The organism is Nostoc sp., assembly GCF_036917315.1.
Taxonomy (GTDB): Bacteria; Cyanobacteriota; Cyanobacteriia; order Cyanobacteriales; family Nostocaceae; genus Nostoc.
The window spans coordinates 87479-105456 of record NZ_JBALDR010000016.1 but is presented as its reverse complement, the minus strand read 5'-3'; the positions used below and the strand labels follow the sequence as shown (position 1 = coordinate 105456).

Here is a 17978-nt window from a genome sequence, read left to right as displayed (position 1 = left end):
TCAACAAACTATAGCGCTTCTTTGTGGAATCAGGTATAAGTTAGAGGCGCATAGCTAGCTGTACGCCTATACTTAACGCAATTGAAAACATGTATAATTAGTAGCACCGAAAGTCAGTATAGCGCTACTACGAACAGTGTTGTTTATTGATTGATGTGTGCCTAATTACTTGTGGCTTGCCGGAGGTATGGCAACAATGAAGAGATGCTGGCTAGATGTCAAATCGAAGGGCAAATTTGCTTGGACTTTTAATTGAAGCGAGAACGTTGTTGACGACGTTGTTTGTGCCTAGCAATTGCTTTACGCTTCTCTTTTTCTATCGGTGTCTCGAAGTGACGTTTTTTTCTCATATCTTGGAAAATTCCTGCTTTAGAAACTTCCCGTTTAAATCTTCTCAAGGCTGATTCGATACCTTCATTCTCTCCTAAAACTACTTGTGTCATTCTCATTCCTCCTTAGCGTGGATGAATAGTTCAAGACTACATACCAAATAAAATATTCCAGCAGAATGGAGCCTTTGGCTTTATCTGCTGGAGACTCTAAATGTGAAATTTTCAGAAATCGACTTTAGTAGCGATTATTGTTGCGGCGGGCATTACCGCCACCCCAGCTACCACGAGGAGAACTGCTTCTTTCCTCACGAGGTTTAGCTTTGTTCACTTTCAAGTCACGTCCCATCCACTCAGCACCATCAAGTGCGTCAATGGCAGCTTGTTCTTGTGTGTCTGATTCCATTTCCACAAAAGCGAACCCACGAGGCCGGCCTGTTTCCCGATCTGTGGGTAGTTGAACACGATTTACTGTTCCGTATTCTGCAAAAGCCTGCTTTAGGTCCTCTTCTGTAACCTGATAGGACAGGTTTCCGACGTAAATTGACATAGAAATCTCCGAATTCAGGGAGTGTAGAGAGTTAAATTCGGAGAGACGGTTTTTAGAAATCAAAACGAGTAACTCAACCGAAAATAATCTTTATGTCCATGAGTGTAACACAGCCTTCAGCCTATGAATATCGTCTTGTAGTGAATTTTATTCACAAATCAAACCCTTAACGAAGGTTTGCAGACTTTCTAAAGACTGGCTTTTTTTGCTTGTACTATATAAAGTTACACTTTTAATCGGAAATCGTAATTAACTTGCGATCGCCCAGATATTGAGTGTTTTGAAAATTAAGCTGTGGACTAAAGAGTAAAAATTATTATCGGTGTTAGTGCTAATCATACCATGATTAACTATCTTAAAAGAAAATTAAAAAATATTCATCCTCAAATGCCCTATTTAGCTATGGTCAAACTGCGCTAAGATGCCTTCTGCTTTCTTACATAGTACTTCGTGATATTCACCATTACTAGCTAGCAAACCTCCCCATTGATTGATATCACCAGTGTTATACCGCAACGGTGTGCCATCGAAGTGGGTAAATTTACCACCAGCTTCTGTTAAAATCAATTCTGGAGCGGCTATATCCCAATCTTTGGGCGCAGACTTGCCGGAAAGAGATATATAGATATCTGCTTGTTGCTCGACAATGGTGGCAATCTTACAGCCAACACTACCCACAGATTTCTGATTTTGACACGGTAAGTTTTGTAGCAGATGATCTAAGCGTTGGTTGCGGTGAGAGCGACTAACGACTAAGGTTAAATCTTCAATTCGTTTACCTGATGATACTTGTAAAGGAACAGATCCGTCACGGGTTTCTACAAATGTACCTCCGCCTTTAGTAGCGTAATATAACTTTTGAGTCTCTGGTAGTGCAACCACTGCCAAGACTGGGCGTGTTTCTTTGACTAAAGCAATGTGAACTGCATAGTCTCCAGTTTTTTCGATAAAGTCTCGTGTGCCATCTAAAGGGTCAATTATCCATACCCAAGGGGCAGAAGCCTTTCTACCACTACTTGACGATTGATAAGTTTCTTCGCTGATGTAAGCAAAATCTTCGTTACCCAAAGTTGCTTGTAGCCTCTGCAAAATGTATTGACTCACAGCTACATCGGCAACGGTGACAGGCTCATTCTCCTTATATTGTATTTCTAAGTTAGGGTCTTTTGCAGTCCCGTCGTAATACGATCGCAGTATCTCTGCTGCGCCCCAACCTACCTCACGAGCGATCGCTAATATTTCTTGTAAATCTTTCATTAATTTGGCCTATTTAAAAATATGTATAACGTGATTAGGGGCGCACAGCGATACTTAGTTTAACTAATTACGAATTACGAATTATCTTAAATCCATCCAGCGCCGAGTACCAAAAAATTTACAGGAATCAGCAGCAATATTAGCTGCTAGTGCCAGTGCATCAGTAAAGCTTTCCCTTAAAATGTAATGACAGAAAGCACCGTGAAAAATATCTCCAGCCCCTAACGTATCAACCGCTTGAATCTGCGGCACATCTACGATACCAGTTTTAGTGCCGCTCAAGTATGCAATTGGTTCTTGTCCGTGGGTAATGGCGATGTGAGGAATGTCAAATCCGCTGAGATAGTTAAAAACGTCTTCTCCAGTTTGGCAGTTAGGGGGGTAAAAATTAGCTGAACAGATAGCGTAATTCACAAACGGTAGAATTTGCTCAAATCCAGGCTTCCAACTACCACCATCGATCGCTACTGGGATATTATTGGCTTTAGCCATTTGAACGATGGAATCACCAACCACCATCTGATGTCCATCAATCAGTACTATATCCACATTCTGCAAAATATCTGGCGGGATAGATGCGCTGCTAGCTTGAGTTTTGACAGCATTGATCGAAACCACAGCGCGTTCACCTGTGGTTTGAGTGACAATAATCGAAGATACAGGCGGTACTAAATCAGTGCTAGGCTCAAGGTCTGCGATCGCAACTTTGTAATTTGCCAAGTCATCTCGAATCAGCTGCGTCATTGGGTGAGAACCTACTACACCTAAGACTGTAGCCTGATTTCCTAAATAATTGAAAGTTACAGCTGCGTTTGTTGCTGGGCCGCCTGCCGCTACAGTATAGTCAGTAGCGACAATCTTCTGATTATTCTTAGGGGGAGAGTCAGCAAGGTAAATCAAATCTAAAGTTACTAAACCTACAAATAATCCACGATTCATCTGCTCTTTCGTTCAAAATTCAATTCTGAATTCTGACTCCTGACTCCTGAATTCTTTCTTGGTAAATGGATATGACTCTTGGCGACTGACAACATCGATTGCTGTCTTCAACCAATCAATATAAGTCTCTTCTCTTCGGATTAACAACTCCAGCACCAGCCTTTGCATCACCTGCTTGCGGTTGGCAGATTCATCGCCAATTGATGGCAAATCGATGGTTTCACATTCAGCCAGCTTTTTGCTTCGAGCCGCCAATTGTTGCTCCAGTAGGTGAATGATGGTTTCATTCGACAACTGATCTGCAAAATGCAACTGGACGAGTAAAGGTTCTCTGATAGTCGGTAAGGGCTGATGAATCCCTAGCCATCGCCTAAATTCCGCTTTCCCTTGTTCCGTCACACTGTAAACTTTGCGGTTGGGGCGATCGTGTTGAATCTCAATGTTACAGGTAATCCAGCCTTGCTCAACTAGCTTATCGAGAGTTCTGTAAATTTGTGCCTGATCTGCTGGCCATAAATGGGCAACGCATTGATCGAAGCAGCTCGTTTTGAGGTCGTAGCCCGTCATTTCTTGCTGCTGAAGAAGACCTAAAATTACATTTGCTAGCGACATGAAGATGGTTTTCCCATAATTGATATTTTCTCGCTCGGTTCTACACTGTGTACTTCTTATAATTTTATGCTATTATATGATTAATCAGATATAAGATATAACGGTTATAAACAGATATGCTCATTATAATGCTTCTTAGCAAGGAAACCAAATAGATAAAAAACTCCATTCACCAGGGCATGGGGAAGAAGAAAGGAATAGGTTAAAGGTTACAGGGTACAGATCCCTATCACCTGTTACCTGTCACCTCTCCCCCAATCCCAATGCCCAATTGTCAATGCTTAGAAATTATTTAAGCCATTGAAGACTATTGTAACGAGAGGATAAGTAACATTGACTTCTAACACACTTACAGAAAGAATACGTCAGCATCAATATCTGCGTGATTTACGAAACAAATTACTCGACCTTCACAAGATGTTGCTGGAGACAGAACGCATTGCCTACGAACAGATTAGTGGACGAGTATCAAGTGGAGAACTTCTTCAGCTAGTCATCGCTCACGAACAATTTGCTTGGCTACATCGCATTTCTGAGATGGTTGTGCAAGTTGATGAAATGCTCCAAGCAGATGAACCGATATTGCTGGATGATTTCCAAAAATTGATTGCTGATGTCCGCACACTCATTGTACCGTTAGAGACGGGTAATACCTTTGAGAGAAAGTATTACAACGCTCTCCAGCGCGAACCTGGGGCTGTGTTAGCACACGCGGAGATATCCAGATTTCTCACGTCTAAGGTTTAAGTAGTAGGGGCACGGCATACGCATTGGTGTCAACTTAACGTATAAGCTAGCTTTGGCGAGCTTTCCAGGTTTTACCCTCACCCCCAACCCCTCTCCCAAAATTGGGAGAGAGGAAATTCTCTAGTTCCCCTTCTCCCAACTTGGGAGAAGGGGTTAGGGGATGAGGGTAAAACGTCCTCTCAAAGCAGATTTTTTCTTAAGTTGACACCAATGACGGCATACCGTGCCCCTACGTTCGCGGAGCGTCCCGCAGGGATGGGGTGTTTTTTTTAACTGGAAGTCCCTAAAAGTAAGATTTTTATAAGCGATGCCCCAAAGTAATTGCAACTACGAATTACCAATTATCAATTACGAATTATGTTGACCTGTCAGCAGTTCTACAACATCTAATTAATGATTAATGACCCATTTGCACCAGTTATCGGACAACAGCAAGCTATAGAATTACTCACTCAGGCTGTCAGGCAAAACCGGGTTCCTCCAGCCTACTTATTTGTAGGGCCAGATGGTGTAGGTAGGAGTTTAGCAGCTAGGTGTTTTGTAAAATTGCTATTTTCTAATGGGATGGGAGTTACTGCATCTTTACAAAACCGTTTGCGTCAAGGCAACCATCCAGCTTTATTGTGGGTGCAACCAACGTACCAATACCAGGGACAACGATTAACAGCAGCAGAAGCAGCCGAAAAAGGACTCAAGCGTAAAGCACCACCTGTAATTCGATTAGAGCAAATTCGGGGAATTACCGAGTTTTTAGGTCGTCCGCCCTTGGAAGCGCCGAGAAATGTGGTAGTGCTGGAAGAAGCCCAAACAATGGCAGAAGCCGCAGCGAATGCCTTACTTAAAACTTTGGAAGAACCGGGACAGGCGACATTAATTTTAATTGCACCTACACCTGAATCTGTGTTGCCGACTTTGGTATCACGCTGTCAACGCATTCCTTTTTATCGCTTAAATGCAGAGTCTTTGGCTGTTGTACTCACACAAACAGGCCATCAGGAAATTTTGTCAAATCAGGCAGTTTTGAGTATAGCAGCTGGTAGTGCTGGAAGTGCGATCGCATCTTATGAGCAACTACAAGTTATTCCCGATGAGTTACTCGAAGACTTGAAAAAAGCGCCCAAATCTTACCGTAACGCCTTAGAGTTAGCCAAAAAAATTGATAAGGATTTAGATACAGAAGCACAACTGTGGTTAGTTGATTATCTTCAGCAATTCTACTGGCAGCAATGGCATCAACCTAGTATCATTAACCAGCTAGAACAATCTCGTAAACACTTGCTTTCTTACGCTCAACCACGGCTTGTTTGGGAATGTCTGCTTTTATCTGTGTATCAAAAATCAAATTCTATTTCTCCTATTCATCGTTGAATGCACTCGCATTTCTATAATTCCTCATCAAAGACTCAGTACAATATTTAATTAATTCGTAGCAAAATAAATTAAGCAAAACTCTGCGTTCCTACCCTGCGGGAAGGCGTACCACTTCGTGGAAGCAAGCTACGCGTAGCGTCTCGTAGAGAAGCGCCTATGCGTTTACTTTGCGTCCCTCTGCGTTTCAAAATATTACAATGTCTTGTTCATCCTCTATCGTCAAGTTCATAGCGAGTGAAGGTATTGTAATAAAAGCGATTCCTGGATAAAACAAAAAGTTTATATGACCTCAGTTTCTCCTCACAAAAAAGCCAGAGCCTTAAAACCTACCAGCCGCCGCCCTGCGAAAGAACTCTGTAGCGAGTGCGGACTATGCGATACATACTATATTCACTATGTCAAGGAAGCTTGCGCTTTTATTAATCAGCAAATAGGCGAACTTGAACAAGAAACACACACGCGATCGCGCCATCTCGAAAACCCCGATGAACTCTACTTTGGTGTTCATCAAGACATGATAGCAGCGAAGAAACAGCAACCCATCGAAGGCGCACAATGGACGGGTATTGTGAGCAGCATTGCCATTGAAATGCTGAATCGCGGCTTAGTTGAAGGTGTCGTCTGCGTGCAAAACACCAAAGAAGACCGCTTTCAACCCATGCCAGTCATCGCCCGTACCCCAGAAGAAATACTAGCCGCACGGGTAAATAAACCAACACTTTCTCCGAACCTTTCCATATTAGAACAGGTGGAAAAATCGGGGATGAAACGGCTGTTGGTAATTGGTGTTGGTTGCCAAATCCAGGCATTACGAGCCGTAGAAAAACAACTTGGTTTAGAAAAGCTGTATGTTTTGGGTACGCCCTGCGTAGACAACGTTAACCGCGCCGGACTGCAAAAATTCTTAGAAACCACCAGCCGATCGCCTGACACAGTTGTGCATTACGAATTCATGCAAGACTTTCGGGTTCACTTCAAACATGAGGATGGCTCATCAGAAACCGTGCCTTTCTTTGGCTTGAAGACCAACAAACTCAAAGATGTCTTTGCCCCATCTTGTATGAGTTGCTTTGATTACGTCAATTCCCTAGCCGACTTAGTTGTTGGCTACATGGGCGCACCCTTCGGCTGGCAATGGATTGTAGTTAGAAATGACACTGGTAAGGAAATGCTGGATTTAGTGAAAGACCAGTTAGATACTCAACCAGTAACGTCTAAAGGCAACCGAAAAGAAGCCGTACAACAAAGTATTCCTGCTTACGATAAAGGCGTTACACTGCCGATGTGGGCAGCAAAACTAATGGGTGTGGTAATCGAAAAAATCGGCCCCAAGGGTCTAGAATATGCGCGATTTTCCATTGATTCTCACTTTACTCGGAATTATTTGTATGTGAAGCGCAATCATCCAGAGAAATTAGAAGCGCACGTTCCAGAGTTTGCCAAGCGTATTGTTGGACAATATAAATTACCAGAATAGAAGTGGGGCAGAGGGGCAGAGGAGAAAGACTTACTACTACTAATTCTCCCCTACTCCCCTGCTCCCCTGCACCTCTGCTCCCCCTACTTCCCCTCACTGCTGACTCAACTCGATAATATTCCCATCAGGGTCTTGAGTAAACAGGGCAGCGCGACCGGAGGCGCTAGCTTGAATGGGATAATTTTGATTGAGAAATTCCTGTTTGGCGGCGTCTAAGTCAACTACTGTGAAGGCAACGTGGGGATTACGTCCCCATTTTTCGTTTGGGTTTTTCGTGGGGACAGTGGTTGCAACTATCAAGTGAATTTGATAGTCGCCGACTTGATACCATGCACCAGGGTAGTTTAGGGAACGATCTATTTTGGATAATCCCAATACTTTGCCATAAAAATGTTCAGAGCGTTCTAAGTCAGTCACAAGAATCGCTGTATGGAGACTTTGGGTAATCTGCATTGTCGGTAAGATGCGATCGCGTTTATTTAGATTTTGGCGTAGTTTGAACTCTTTCGGAAGGTGAGGGTGGCAGGAAGCATTAATAACCAACGTCTAATGACAAAGGACAAAGGACAAAGGACAAAGGACAAAGGACAAAGGACAAATGACAAATACCATTACAAATTTAAAGGCAGTTGAACTGTAAACGTTGTCCAGCCCTGAGAACTGGTAACTTCAATCGTGCCTTGGAGATATTCTACTAACTTCTTAGCCAATGTTAAACCTAATCCTGTGCCGCTTTGTTGCCAGCGATCGCTTTCAGGAATCCGGTAAAACGGCTCAAAAATTCGAGATTGTTCTTTTTTTGGAATTATCACCCCAGAATTGCTAATTGTGATTTGAAAATAAGGAACTTGAAAATTATGTAATACACCAGATTTAGCATTCTCATCTATCAGACTTTTTGTGATGTAAATTAGCTGAACGTTTAACACAATCTGTCCATCAGGCGGAGTGTATTTACAAGCATTGTTGAGTAACTCTGAGACAATTTCAGTCAGGCTAGCCAAATCTGAAACTAAAGGTGGTAAATTTGGAGAAACACTAATTTCAAAAGACTGTTGCCTAGCTTGAGCGCGTTCTTGAAAATACTCGGCAACGTGAGGTAGCCAGTTTTGGAGTTGAATTGAAGTTAATTCTAACGGATAGATATCTGCATCAATCATTCGTATATGCAGTAAGTTGTCTATCAAATCTAGCTCTTGTTCGCACTGATCGCGCAAAATAGTTAAGTAGCGGGCTACAGAGTCAGATGGAGAAGCTGTTTTTAAATGTAAAACTCCCTGGCGATCGAGAATATTTTCTAGCACAGAGATTGCCATTTTGATGTTTGACAAGGGCGTTCGCATTTCCTGAGAAATGGTTGCCAGAAAATCCTCTTTTAATTGGTTCAGGCGTTGAAGTTCTGCCACACGAATTTCTAGTTGTTGGGCACGTTCAGCTGCAAGATTACGTTCTTCGGTTAACCGTCGTTGCGTGTCATCTCGGAAAACAAATACGGCTCCTGTAATTACACCATTGTTATTTCTCAGGGGAGTAGCGCTATCAGCTATTGGTATAGTTGTCCCGTTTCTGGCAACTAGTAGGACGCCACCGCCTAAATATATAGTAGTTTCTTGTTGCAGGGCTGCGATAATTGGATTTTCTATTGGTAGCTGAGTTTGTTCATCAATGATTTTGATAACTTCAGTTAACATCTTCTCTTTAGCTTCATCCCATCGCCATCCTGTTAAAGCTTCAGCTACCTGATTGATGTATTTAATATTTAATTCAGTATCAACTACAATTACCGCATCACCCATTCCCCGAAGTACAGAACTTAAAAATTGCTCGCGATCGTAGCGATTGAGTGCTGTTTGAATGGCAACATAAAGTTCTTGCTCTTTAATAGGTTTGAGAATGTATCCAAAGGGGGATGTCAGCGTTGCTCGCTCAACAGTACTTTTATCAGAGTGCCCGGTGACGTAGATAATCGGAATTTGCAAATGATGCCAAATTTGCTCCGCTGCCTGGATGCCGTCCGTTTCACCCCGTAGCCTGATATCCATTAAAATCAAGTTTGGGCGTAATTCAGTTGCTTTTGCAATTGCCCCTTCGGCAGAATCGGCAATATCTAAAACAACATATCCTAAAGACTCTAAAGTTTCTTGTAAGTTGATAGCAAGGATATATTCATCTTCAACAACAAGGACTCGAACTGTCTCTTTTGTCTGTGTGTTTGATGAAATGTCAATTATGTTCATGTCCGGCTGTTTGTAAAAGTAATTTTGAACTCTGTTCCCTGTTGAGAGTCAATTTCAAGTTTTCCTCTTAGCTGCTTGACTAAACCCTGGACGAGGGTTATGCCCAGTGTTTTAGTTTTCTTACTATCAAAGTTTTCAGGTAAGCCAACACCATTATCTCTAATAATGAGTGTCAAAGTAGATTCCGATTGTTGATAAAACTTAACCTCAATTTTGCCCCCAATATTACCAACAAAGGCGTATTTCAAAGCATTAGAAACTAGTTCGTTGATAATCAAGCCACAAGGAATGGCGGTTTCGATGTCAAGGCTAGCATTATCAACTTGAATATTTAGTTCAATTTGGTTGGAACTGACATTATAGGAATCAAATAAATGAGTTGTTAAATCTGGAATGTATTGAGCGAAATCAATATCAGCGAGGTCTTCAGAACGGTATAGTTTTTCATGAACTAGGGCAATGGAAGCAATGCGGTTTTGGCTATCGCGCAAAATAGCTGTCACTACAGGATCTTGTGTTCGTCTGCATTGCATTTGCAGCAAACTGCTGACAATTCCTAAATTGTTCTTAACACGATGATGAATTTCTTTGAGTAATACCTCCTTTTCTTTTAGAGAGGCTTTAATTTTTTCTTTTGCTTGCTTTTGCTCGGTGATATCTTGTTGGATAGCTACAAGAACGCTTCCATACTCAGGATGTTCAAAAACGGAAGCGGTAGCGCTACACCAGAATAGAGTGCCATCTTTTTTAATATTATGGATTTCATAGGTTACTTCACTGTGTTCTAAAACAGCAGTGCTAATCGCCTGATTAACATCTTCAGGTGTATTATTTTCATCACCATAGTTGACGATCGATACATACTGACCGATTAATTCACCAGGCTCATAACCAAACATCTGCTCGAATTTAGGATTGGCGTAGACAAACACGCCATCTGTAGCACGAACTAGGCAAATTCCCTCAGCCATATTGCGGGTAATGACTGCTTGCAACTCTAACATTTGTTCAGCGCGTTTGCGATCGCTGATTTCAACTACTACAATGCCCATGCTAATAGGTTCATTAGCTTCAGACTGAATCGGAAAATAGGAAGCTAGCCAAGTCCTGATTACACCTGGAAATTTTGGGGTTTCTCCACTGATTTCCAAATCCAGAATCGGTTCACCCGTTGTTAAGACCTGTCGAAAGAGTTGCTCTTGCTTTGGTGCTATATCAGGGACAATCTCCCACGTTGTCTTGCCAATATGCTCTGCTGCGGGAATGCCATTAATTTCTGCTAATGCTTCATTAATCAATGAATAACGCAGTTCCCGATCGAGAATAGTTATCCCAACAGGTGCATTATTGATAAAGGTATCCAATAACTTTTGCTTGTGAGCTAGTTCTCGCTCTAGAATCTTGCGTTCTGTAATATCAATCGCCACCCTACCCACTAGCTTTTGTTCAGACAATCCGAGAATTGGGAATTTGTATACCAAGAACTCACCAAGGGAACCGTTTGGTCGGGGAGCAAATTCAATCACCTCAATTACCTGATTTGTCTCTATGACTGTGCAAATGTTATCGAAATGCTGCCGAGCAATTTCATCTGGGTAGAGGTCAGAAATATATTGCCCAATCACCTGTTCGGGTAGTAATTTAAATGTTCGCAGGTATGTTTGATTTAAGTAAAGTACACGCCCATCTGTATCAGTGATGCAAGCTAGCACTGGGCTGTTGTTCATAAATGCCTGGAATCGGGCTTCACTTTCTTGCAAAGCTGCTTCTGCTTGCTTGCTTTCATTTGTATCAATAATTACTCCTAACATCCGTACAGGTTCGCCTGCTTCGTTGTAAACGCCACGTCCTTTCCCTGTGAGCCAGTGAACCCTGCCATCGGGAAAAATCACTCGATATTCACCTTGAAAATTAATATGTTGTGTCAGTGCATTTGATACAGCCTGTTCGATTCGGTCAACATCCTCTGGATGCACGCGATCGCGCCATAGTTGATAGTTGGCTGCTGATATTTCTGGATCTAAACCTAACAAACGATAATGGTTGTCGTTCCAGATAACTTCGCCTGTTTGAACATTCCAATCCCAAAGACCGATGTGGTTAAATTCCAACGTTAGTCTCAGTTGTTCTTCACTTTTGGCTAAGGCTGCTTCGGCTTGTTTGTGTTCGCGTAGCGCGCCTTGTCGATCGCTGATATCCCGATGAGTACCAGTCATTCGCAGAGGATTACCATCTGCATCTCGCATCACAACCTTGCCGTAGTTGGCAATCCATTTGCATTCGCCTGACTTAGTTCGGAGTCGATAGTCAAATTTGTACAGTATTGAACTATCCTTGAGGTGATCTGTCAAGATTTTCTCCACCCAAGGTAGATCGTCTGGATGAACTAATCGCTCCCAAGTACTCAAATTCTGTGGGAGTTCATCAAAGCGGTATCCTAGCATTTCTAAATAGCGAGGGCTGTAATAAACCTCTCCAGTCAAAATATTCCAGTCCCACAAAGCATCTCCAGAAGCCTCAAGGGCTAATTGTAGTCGTTCCTCGCTTTCTCGGAGAGCTATTTCTGCCCGTTGCTGCTCTTTTTCACCATACTTGCGGGCAGTAATATCTGTGATTCGTACCAGTTGCATCACAGTACCAGCGACCGTAATTTGTTTGGCTGCGATGTTTCCCCAAAAGGGTTTGCCCTGCTTAGTAATATATTCAACTTCTCGACTCCAAAACCCTTGCTGGTGAATTTCTTCCATAAAGGTGGCAATCTCATCGGAAGTGAACGGTTGTTTTTGCAGAGTGTTAACTTTAATGTTAATTAATTCGGCTTTACTAGAGGCTGCAAATAGCTCCACTGCTCGATCGTTACAGTCAGCGATCAGTAATGTTTCGACATCTACCAAAAAAAGCGCATCAGCGGATTCGTTATAGACAGCTTCTAACAGGTCACGACTACGGATGATTTCTAACTCAGTTTGTTTGCGTTCTGTAATATCTATAACCGCTCCCAATAGCTTAACTGGCTGTCCTTGAGCGTCATAAGCTATTTTTGCTTTTGATTCAACATAGCGCACTGAACCATCAGGTTGGATAATTCGATACTCAAGATTGAAAGGGGCTTGTTGAGCGTAGGTGTAGCCAGTCGTAGACATCGCCTGTTCCAGTTGAGCCTCTATCCAGCCGCGATCGTCTGGGTGAACTATTTGAAGAAGTTCCGTTTGGTTGGGTTCGCCTTGAGTGGGATTTAGGCCAGAGATGCGAAAGGTTTCTATTGACCAGGAGCGCTTTTTCGTTTCTAAATTCAATTCCCAACTGCCTACATGGGCGATTTGTTGAGTAGTAGCTAGCAGTGCTTCACTTTGTTGGAGTTTTTCTTTAGCCTGTTTGAGTTCGGTGATATCTCGCCCTTCGGGAATCAACAAAACAACTTGACCTGTCTCATCTAAAAGCGGACGGAGTGAAAAATCGATTGTTGCTACCCGATTATTTGCACCGAGAACATCAACTTCATAGCGGATAAACTCCCCTTGGGCTGCACGAGCGATCGCTTGTTTTAATTCTGCTTGAGTTTGCGGTGAAATTGTCCACCAGCATACTTCCCAAAAAGGGCGATCGATCGCATCTTCTAGTTTCAGTCCGGCAAAATTTAGCGCCGTCTGGTTCACCTCCAGTAAAATGCCAGCTGGCGTTAGCAGTCCTATGAACTGGAAAGTGTTATTAAAGATGGCGCGAAAACGGCGATCGCTTTGGTGCAATTTGGCAGTGCGCTCCTGTACCTTCGCTTCTAACTCGGTGTTGAGGGTTTGGAGATTGTGATAGAGTTCGGCTTGTTGGATAGCGATCGCTCCTACTAACTTTTGTTGTTCCTGTTGTTGTTTTAGCTGCCGCATTAGCTGCATCTGCTCGATCGCCCCATGAACCGCTCGGCGTAAATTATCAGAGGTCAGTTTTCCTTTGACTAGATAATCTTGCGCCCCACTCTTGGTCGCTTGGACTGCGATCGTTTCGTCTCCCTGTTCAGCCAGTATAATTACTGAAATTTGGCTGTCAGAAGTTTGCCTCTGTAGCTGAGTGAGAAATTCCAGCCCGTCTAAATCTGGTAATCGATAGTCCAACAAAATCACATCTGGTATTTTTCCTTGACAAGCTTGTAGCGCCTTATTTCCAGATTCAAATTCGTAAATATCATAAGTGTAGCGATCGTCCCGCTCTAGGAAGCGTCGATACAAAGCTCTATCTTCAGCAGAGTCTTCTACAAAAAATACAGTTGTCATCTATGTCGGCCTCCTAAGACAGCTGCGGGAGTGGGGAGATGGGGGAGCAGAGGGGCAGGGGAGCAGGGGAGCAGAGGTGCAGGGGAAAATTAGTAGTAGTAAGGTGATTTCTCACAAAGAATATACCCAGGTTGACGAGTTTCGACTTCTCTTCGAGACGCTACGCGAACGCTCAACTCTCGATCCCTTAGTTGGTTGAGTTTCGACTACGCTCAACTACCGCGGAGTCGAAACCAACGGCGACGGTAGATTTATTAACGGAAATTGCCTAAATCTTTCTCCTCTGCCCCTCCGCACCTCTGCTTCTTTTGTCCAATCCCCAATTCAATAAACCCTAAATCGATAAACCCTAAATCAGCAAATTCGGACTTTTTCTCGATCGCAGACTACTATTTTTAGTCGCATAAACGCATAATAGAATAGTGACTGATCTGTTCCTACCTTTACAATCTCTCAAACAAGGTGACTGGTTCAAGCTGATCTGCGGAGCCAGCTTCCAGCATTTGCCGGCAGTCAGAAGTTTAACGTTAGCCTATACTTTGGCGGGCGCTGACTGCATAGATGTTGCAGCTGATCCAGCAGTAATTGCAGCAGCGCAATCAGGGCTACAAGCAGCCAAATCTCTGGCTAAGGATGCCCAAAAGCGAGGCTTTGACTACAAAGGCAATTTACCGTTTTTGATGGTCAGCCTAAACGATGGAGAAGACCCCCATTTTCGCAAAGCAGAATTTAATCCTCATGAGTGTCCTACAGACTGCCCTAGACCCTGTGAACGGATTTGTCCGGCACAAGCGATCGTGTTTGACAGTATCAAAGAAGACTTTTCAGGAGTAGTATCCGAAAAGTGTTATGGCTGCGGTCGTTGCATCCCAATTTGCCCTTATAGTATAATTTATACAGCTTCATACGTGACAACGCCGGGAGCGATCGCGCCATTGGTAATGTCAACGGGAGTAGATGCCGTAGAAATCCATACACAAGTCGGGCGATTGGCAGAATTTGAGCGATTATGGCAAGCAATTTCACCGTGGGTCGATAAACTAAAGTTACTAGCCATCAGCTGTCCTGATGGTGAAGGGATGATTGACTACTTAAGAGCGCTCTACGACAGGATTGCCCCATTCAAGGGTACTTTAATTTGGCAAACCGATGGTCGTCCGATGAGTGGTGATATTGGCGATGGCACCACAATAGCCGCGGTGAAATTAGGACAAAAAGTTTTGGCAGCTAAGTTACCGGGATATGTGCAGTTAGCAGGCGGCACAAATAAGTATACCGTTGCTAAATTAAAAGCGATGGGGTTGCTCAAAGAGGCAGGGGAGCAGGGGAGCAGGGGAGCAGGGGAGAAAGAAGAAATTTTCCCCTCTGCCCCTCCGCCCCTCTGCCCCTCGGTCACTGAGCGTAGCCGAAGTGCTGCCCCTCTGCCCCTCTGCCCCTCCGCCTCCATCGCCGGGGTTGCCTACGGTAGCTACGCTCGCGTACTGCTGTCACCAATTCTCGAACAGTTAGAGAATAAGGAGGTAAGTAACACCAATATGAAGGCGACTGTTCGCCTAGAAGAAGATGAAGTATTGCTTTGGCAAGCTGTAGAACTTGCCCATTCTCTCGTTTCCCAGATCAAGTCACAGCAGGAGCGTTAATCGCTCGTTCGGAAAAATTCCCAGAGCGGGTTCTCCTGCACGCAAATGTCCTCGCTATCTCTAAAAACGTCACCATAGAAAGCATGACGATTACAGACGATCTCCAAAAGTTATTAGACATTTTGCCCCAAGACCTGCAACAAGTACTAGAGAGTCATCCCAAACGAGATAGTTTAGTAGAAGTGGTCTTGGATTTGGGTCGTCGCCCAGAAGCTCGCTTTCCTAATCAAGCTGAGTATTTGAGCGAAGTACCCGTTACTCAAGAACAAATAGATGATTGCATTCAACGAGTCGGAATCTTTGGCGGAGATAATCGGGCAGGAATTGAGCAAACTTTGCATCGGATCAGCGCTATTCGCAACCGCACTGGTAAGATTATTGGCTTGACCTGTCGTGTTGGTCGGGCGGTATTCGGAACCATTGGCATGATCCGCGACTTGGTAGAAACTGGTAAATCGATTCTCATGCTGGGGCGTCCAGGCGTGGGCAAAACTACCGCCTTGCGGGAAATAGCCCGTGTTTTAGCGGACGATCTGCATAAGCGAGTAGTGATTATTGACACTTCCAACGAAATTGCTGGGGATGGTGATATTGCCCACCCCGCCATTGGTCGCGCTCGGCGGATGCAAGTAGCTCATCCAAACGAACAGCATCAGGTGATGATTGAGGCAGTGGAAAACCACATGCCAGAAGTCATTGTCATCGATGAAATTGGCACGGAACTGGAAGCTTTAGCGGCTCGTACCATTGCGGAACGGGGCGTACAGTTGGTAGGTACTGCTCACGGGAATCAGATCGAAAACCTGATTAAAAACCCCACCCTCGCTGATTTAGTTGGGGGTATCCAAGCTGTGACGCTGGGAGACGATGAAGCCAGACGGCGAGGCTCTCAAAAGACCGTTTTGGAGCGGAAAGCCCCGCCTACCTTTGAAATTGCGGTGGAAATGTTAGAACGCCAACGCTGGACAGTACACGAAAGTGTTGCTGACACCGTAGATAATCTGTTGCGCGGACGTCAAGCTACCCCACAAACCAGAACCGTTGATGACCACGGCAAAATTGCGGTTACACGTCAGTTAGCTGTTGTCAACGGTCGTGGTGGACAGCTAGCAACAGTGGAAGATTCTTTCCCACCGGCGCGACCGTCTAATGGCTGGCGTTCATCTGGACAAATGGTTGCACTGCCGCAATTACCTGTAGAGCGGGTAACTGGGCGCAGTGAGTTTGACCGTTTGCTAGATGAATCCTTCAATTATTCTGAGAGCATTGATTTTGATGCTGCTACAAGAGTGCCAGGGCCGAATGGGGAAGATTTGCCATTGCACGTTTACCCTTATGGGGTTAGCCGTCACCAACTGGAACAGGTGATTAGCGTGCTAACTTTGCCAGTGGTATTGACAAAAGATATAGATACTGCTGATGCAATTTTAGCACTGCGATCGCACGTCAAAAACCACGCCAAATTACGGCAAATGGCCAAAGCTCGTCATGTACCCATCCACGTAATTAAGTCCAGCACTATTCCCCAAATTACCCGTGGTTTGCGGCGGTTGCTGAACATCGACGATCCAGAGATGGCCGACGACAGAGAACTACAATTGTTTTTGCACAATGGTAGCGATGATGAGATGGATGCCTTAGAAGAAGCTAGACTTGCAGTTGAGCAAATTGTGATTCCTAAAGGACAGCCAGTCGAGTTATTGCCACGTTCTCCCCAAGTTCGCAAAATGCAACATGAGTTGGTAGAACATTATCGCCTCAAGTCGCATAGTTTTGGCGAAGAACCAAATAGAAGATTACGGATTTATCCAGCGTAACTTTAATAACTCTATCAAAGAGTTTACTTACGATGTACACACAAGCCTTTGTCAAGGTAATTTACGGTTAGTCTCATAGATAGCCCCTGAGATACCTCAACCTGTCCCTCTCCTTAGTAAGGTAGGACAGGGTGAGGTTTTGGAGGACTTTTGGGTAATCGGATTATGTGTACAGCGTAACCTTTTAGGAAAAAAGTTTATGCATTTGAAAAGCGCTTTAACCATCAAAAATCGCCAATATCATTATCTATACTCAAGCTAATAGTCCAATTTTCTTGCACCAATTCGCTGTTATCACCAACATCACGCAGCGTCTCGTAGACAAATAATTCGTAAAAAGTGAGTGAGTCCTAATTCACTCAATCTTGCATTTTTTTTAACATCTGTTACATTACTTTACAGACAGTTATAACTGCTACAACATTTGAACTTTGGAGTTATTCTCATGTCAGCCTTTAAGAATCCTGCGCCTATTGTTTCAGAAGATCCTAATGCTGTACGTTTTGGCTTCACTCCTCAGAGTGAAAATTGGAACGGTCGTCTTGCAATGATTGGTTTTGTATCTGCAATTTTGATTGAAGCTTTTTCTGGTCAAGGGCTACTCCATTTCTGGGGTATCCTCTAAATTGGCGATCGTAGGGTAGTATAACCGTTCTACCCTACAAAACTCCCTATATTCCATACCAGTCATTCGTTTCTAACATCTGGCGGCTGTTGCCATTGGTGCAAAATATCAG

The 17978-nt window shown here is 43.7% G+C and carries 15 protein-coding genes; 7 read left to right on the top strand and 8 right to left on the bottom strand.

Features of this window, described 5'->3' with window-relative positions; genetic code table 11:
• Positions 1-248: 248 nt before the first annotated feature.
• From rpsU to V7K84_RS09410, 5 genes are all read right to left on the bottom strand, one after another.
• Positions 249-443, bottom strand: coding sequence for a 30S ribosomal protein S21 (gene rpsU, locus V7K84_RS09430; RefSeq protein WP_069073011.1), 195 nt, complete (start codon positions 441-443; stop codon positions 249-251).
• A 124-nt stretch (positions 444-567) separates the two neighbouring features.
• Complete coding sequence (locus tag V7K84_RS09425; RefSeq protein ID WP_094348369.1) at positions 568-879, bottom strand: RNA recognition motif domain-containing protein; 312 nt, start codon at positions 877-879, stop codon at positions 568-570.
• Between the two features lie 396 nt (positions 880-1275).
• Positions 1276-2136, bottom strand: a complete 861-nt coding sequence (locus V7K84_RS09420; protein WP_334837542.1) for a 3'(2'),5'-bisphosphate nucleotidase CysQ family protein — start codon at positions 2134-2136, stop codon at positions 1276-1278.
• A gap of 81 nt (positions 2137-2217) precedes the next feature.
• The gene (locus tag V7K84_RS09415; protein WP_334837540.1) at positions 2218-3075 is read right to left on the bottom strand and encodes a sugar kinase; all 858 of its coding nucleotides are present in this window, start codon (positions 3073-3075) and stop codon (positions 2218-2220) included.
• Positions 3076-3087: 12 nt separating this feature from the next.
• Positions 3088-3687 (bottom strand): PadR family transcriptional regulator, encoded by a 600-nt coding sequence (locus V7K84_RS09410; protein WP_334837538.1) that lies wholly within the window; start codon positions 3685-3687, stop codon positions 3088-3090.
• A 333-nt stretch (positions 3688-4020) separates the two neighbouring features.
• Between V7K84_RS09410 and V7K84_RS09405 the strand changes: the two genes are divergently transcribed.
• From V7K84_RS09405 to V7K84_RS09395, 3 genes are all read left to right on the top strand, one after another.
• A complete protein-coding gene (locus tag V7K84_RS09405; RefSeq protein ID WP_334705113.1) occupies positions 4021-4434 on the top strand; it encodes a hypothetical protein in 414 nt (137 codons plus the stop codon).
• Positions 4435-4827: 393 nt separating this feature from the next.
• Positions 4828-5802 (top strand): DNA polymerase III subunit delta', encoded by a 975-nt coding sequence (locus V7K84_RS09400; protein ID WP_334837536.1) that lies wholly within the window; start codon positions 4828-4830, stop codon positions 5800-5802.
• Between the two features lie 286 nt (positions 5803-6088).
• Positions 6089-7282, top strand: a complete 1194-nt coding sequence (locus V7K84_RS09395) for a Coenzyme F420 hydrogenase/dehydrogenase, beta subunit C-terminal domain (protein WP_322710825.1) — start codon at positions 6089-6091, stop codon at positions 7280-7282.
• Positions 7283-7375: 93 nt separating this feature from the next.
• Here the strand turns inward: V7K84_RS09395 and V7K84_RS09390 are convergent, their stop codons facing one another.
• From V7K84_RS09390 to V7K84_RS09380, 3 genes are all read right to left on the bottom strand, one after another.
• The gene (locus tag V7K84_RS09390) at positions 7376-7735 is read right to left on the bottom strand and encodes a VOC family protein (protein ID WP_334837632.1); all 360 of its coding nucleotides are present in this window, start codon (positions 7733-7735) and stop codon (positions 7376-7378) included.
• Between the two features lie 158 nt (positions 7736-7893).
• On the bottom strand, positions 7894-9519 hold the full coding sequence (locus tag V7K84_RS09385; protein WP_334837534.1) for a hybrid sensor histidine kinase/response regulator: 1626 nt from the start codon (positions 9517-9519) through the stop codon (positions 7894-7896).
• Complete coding sequence (locus V7K84_RS09380) at positions 9516-13784, bottom strand: PAS domain S-box protein (RefSeq protein WP_334837532.1); 4269 nt, start codon at positions 13782-13784, stop codon at positions 9516-9518. Before V7K84_RS09380 ends, V7K84_RS09385 begins: the two co-directional genes overlap by 4 nt.
• A 76-nt stretch (positions 13785-13860) precedes the next feature.
• On the opposite strand from V7K84_RS09380, the gene V7K84_RS09375 reads away from it, so the two are divergent.
• The 4 genes from V7K84_RS09375 (at position 13861) to V7K84_RS09360 (ending at position 17866) form a co-directional block, all read left to right on the top strand.
• Positions 13861-13983, top strand: a complete 123-nt coding sequence (locus V7K84_RS09375; protein ID WP_334837530.1) for a hypothetical protein — start codon at positions 13861-13863, stop codon at positions 13981-13983.
• A gap of 223 nt (positions 13984-14206) precedes the next feature.
• The gene (gene ldpA, locus V7K84_RS09370; RefSeq protein ID WP_334837528.1) at positions 14207-15424 is read left to right on the top strand and encodes a circadian clock protein LdpA; all 1218 of its coding nucleotides are present in this window, start codon (positions 14207-14209) and stop codon (positions 15422-15424) included.
• A gap of 83 nt (positions 15425-15507) precedes the next feature.
• Positions 15508-17241: a R3H domain-containing nucleic acid-binding protein gene (locus V7K84_RS09365; RefSeq protein ID WP_334837630.1), complete on the top strand. Its 1734-nt coding sequence runs from the start codon at positions 15508-15510 to the stop codon at positions 17239-17241.
• A gap of 445 nt (positions 17242-17686) precedes the next feature.
• Positions 17687-17866, top strand: a complete 180-nt coding sequence (locus tag V7K84_RS09360; protein WP_334720969.1) for a high light inducible protein — start codon at positions 17687-17689, stop codon at positions 17864-17866.
• The last annotated feature ends 112 nt before the right edge of the window (positions 17867-17978 follow it).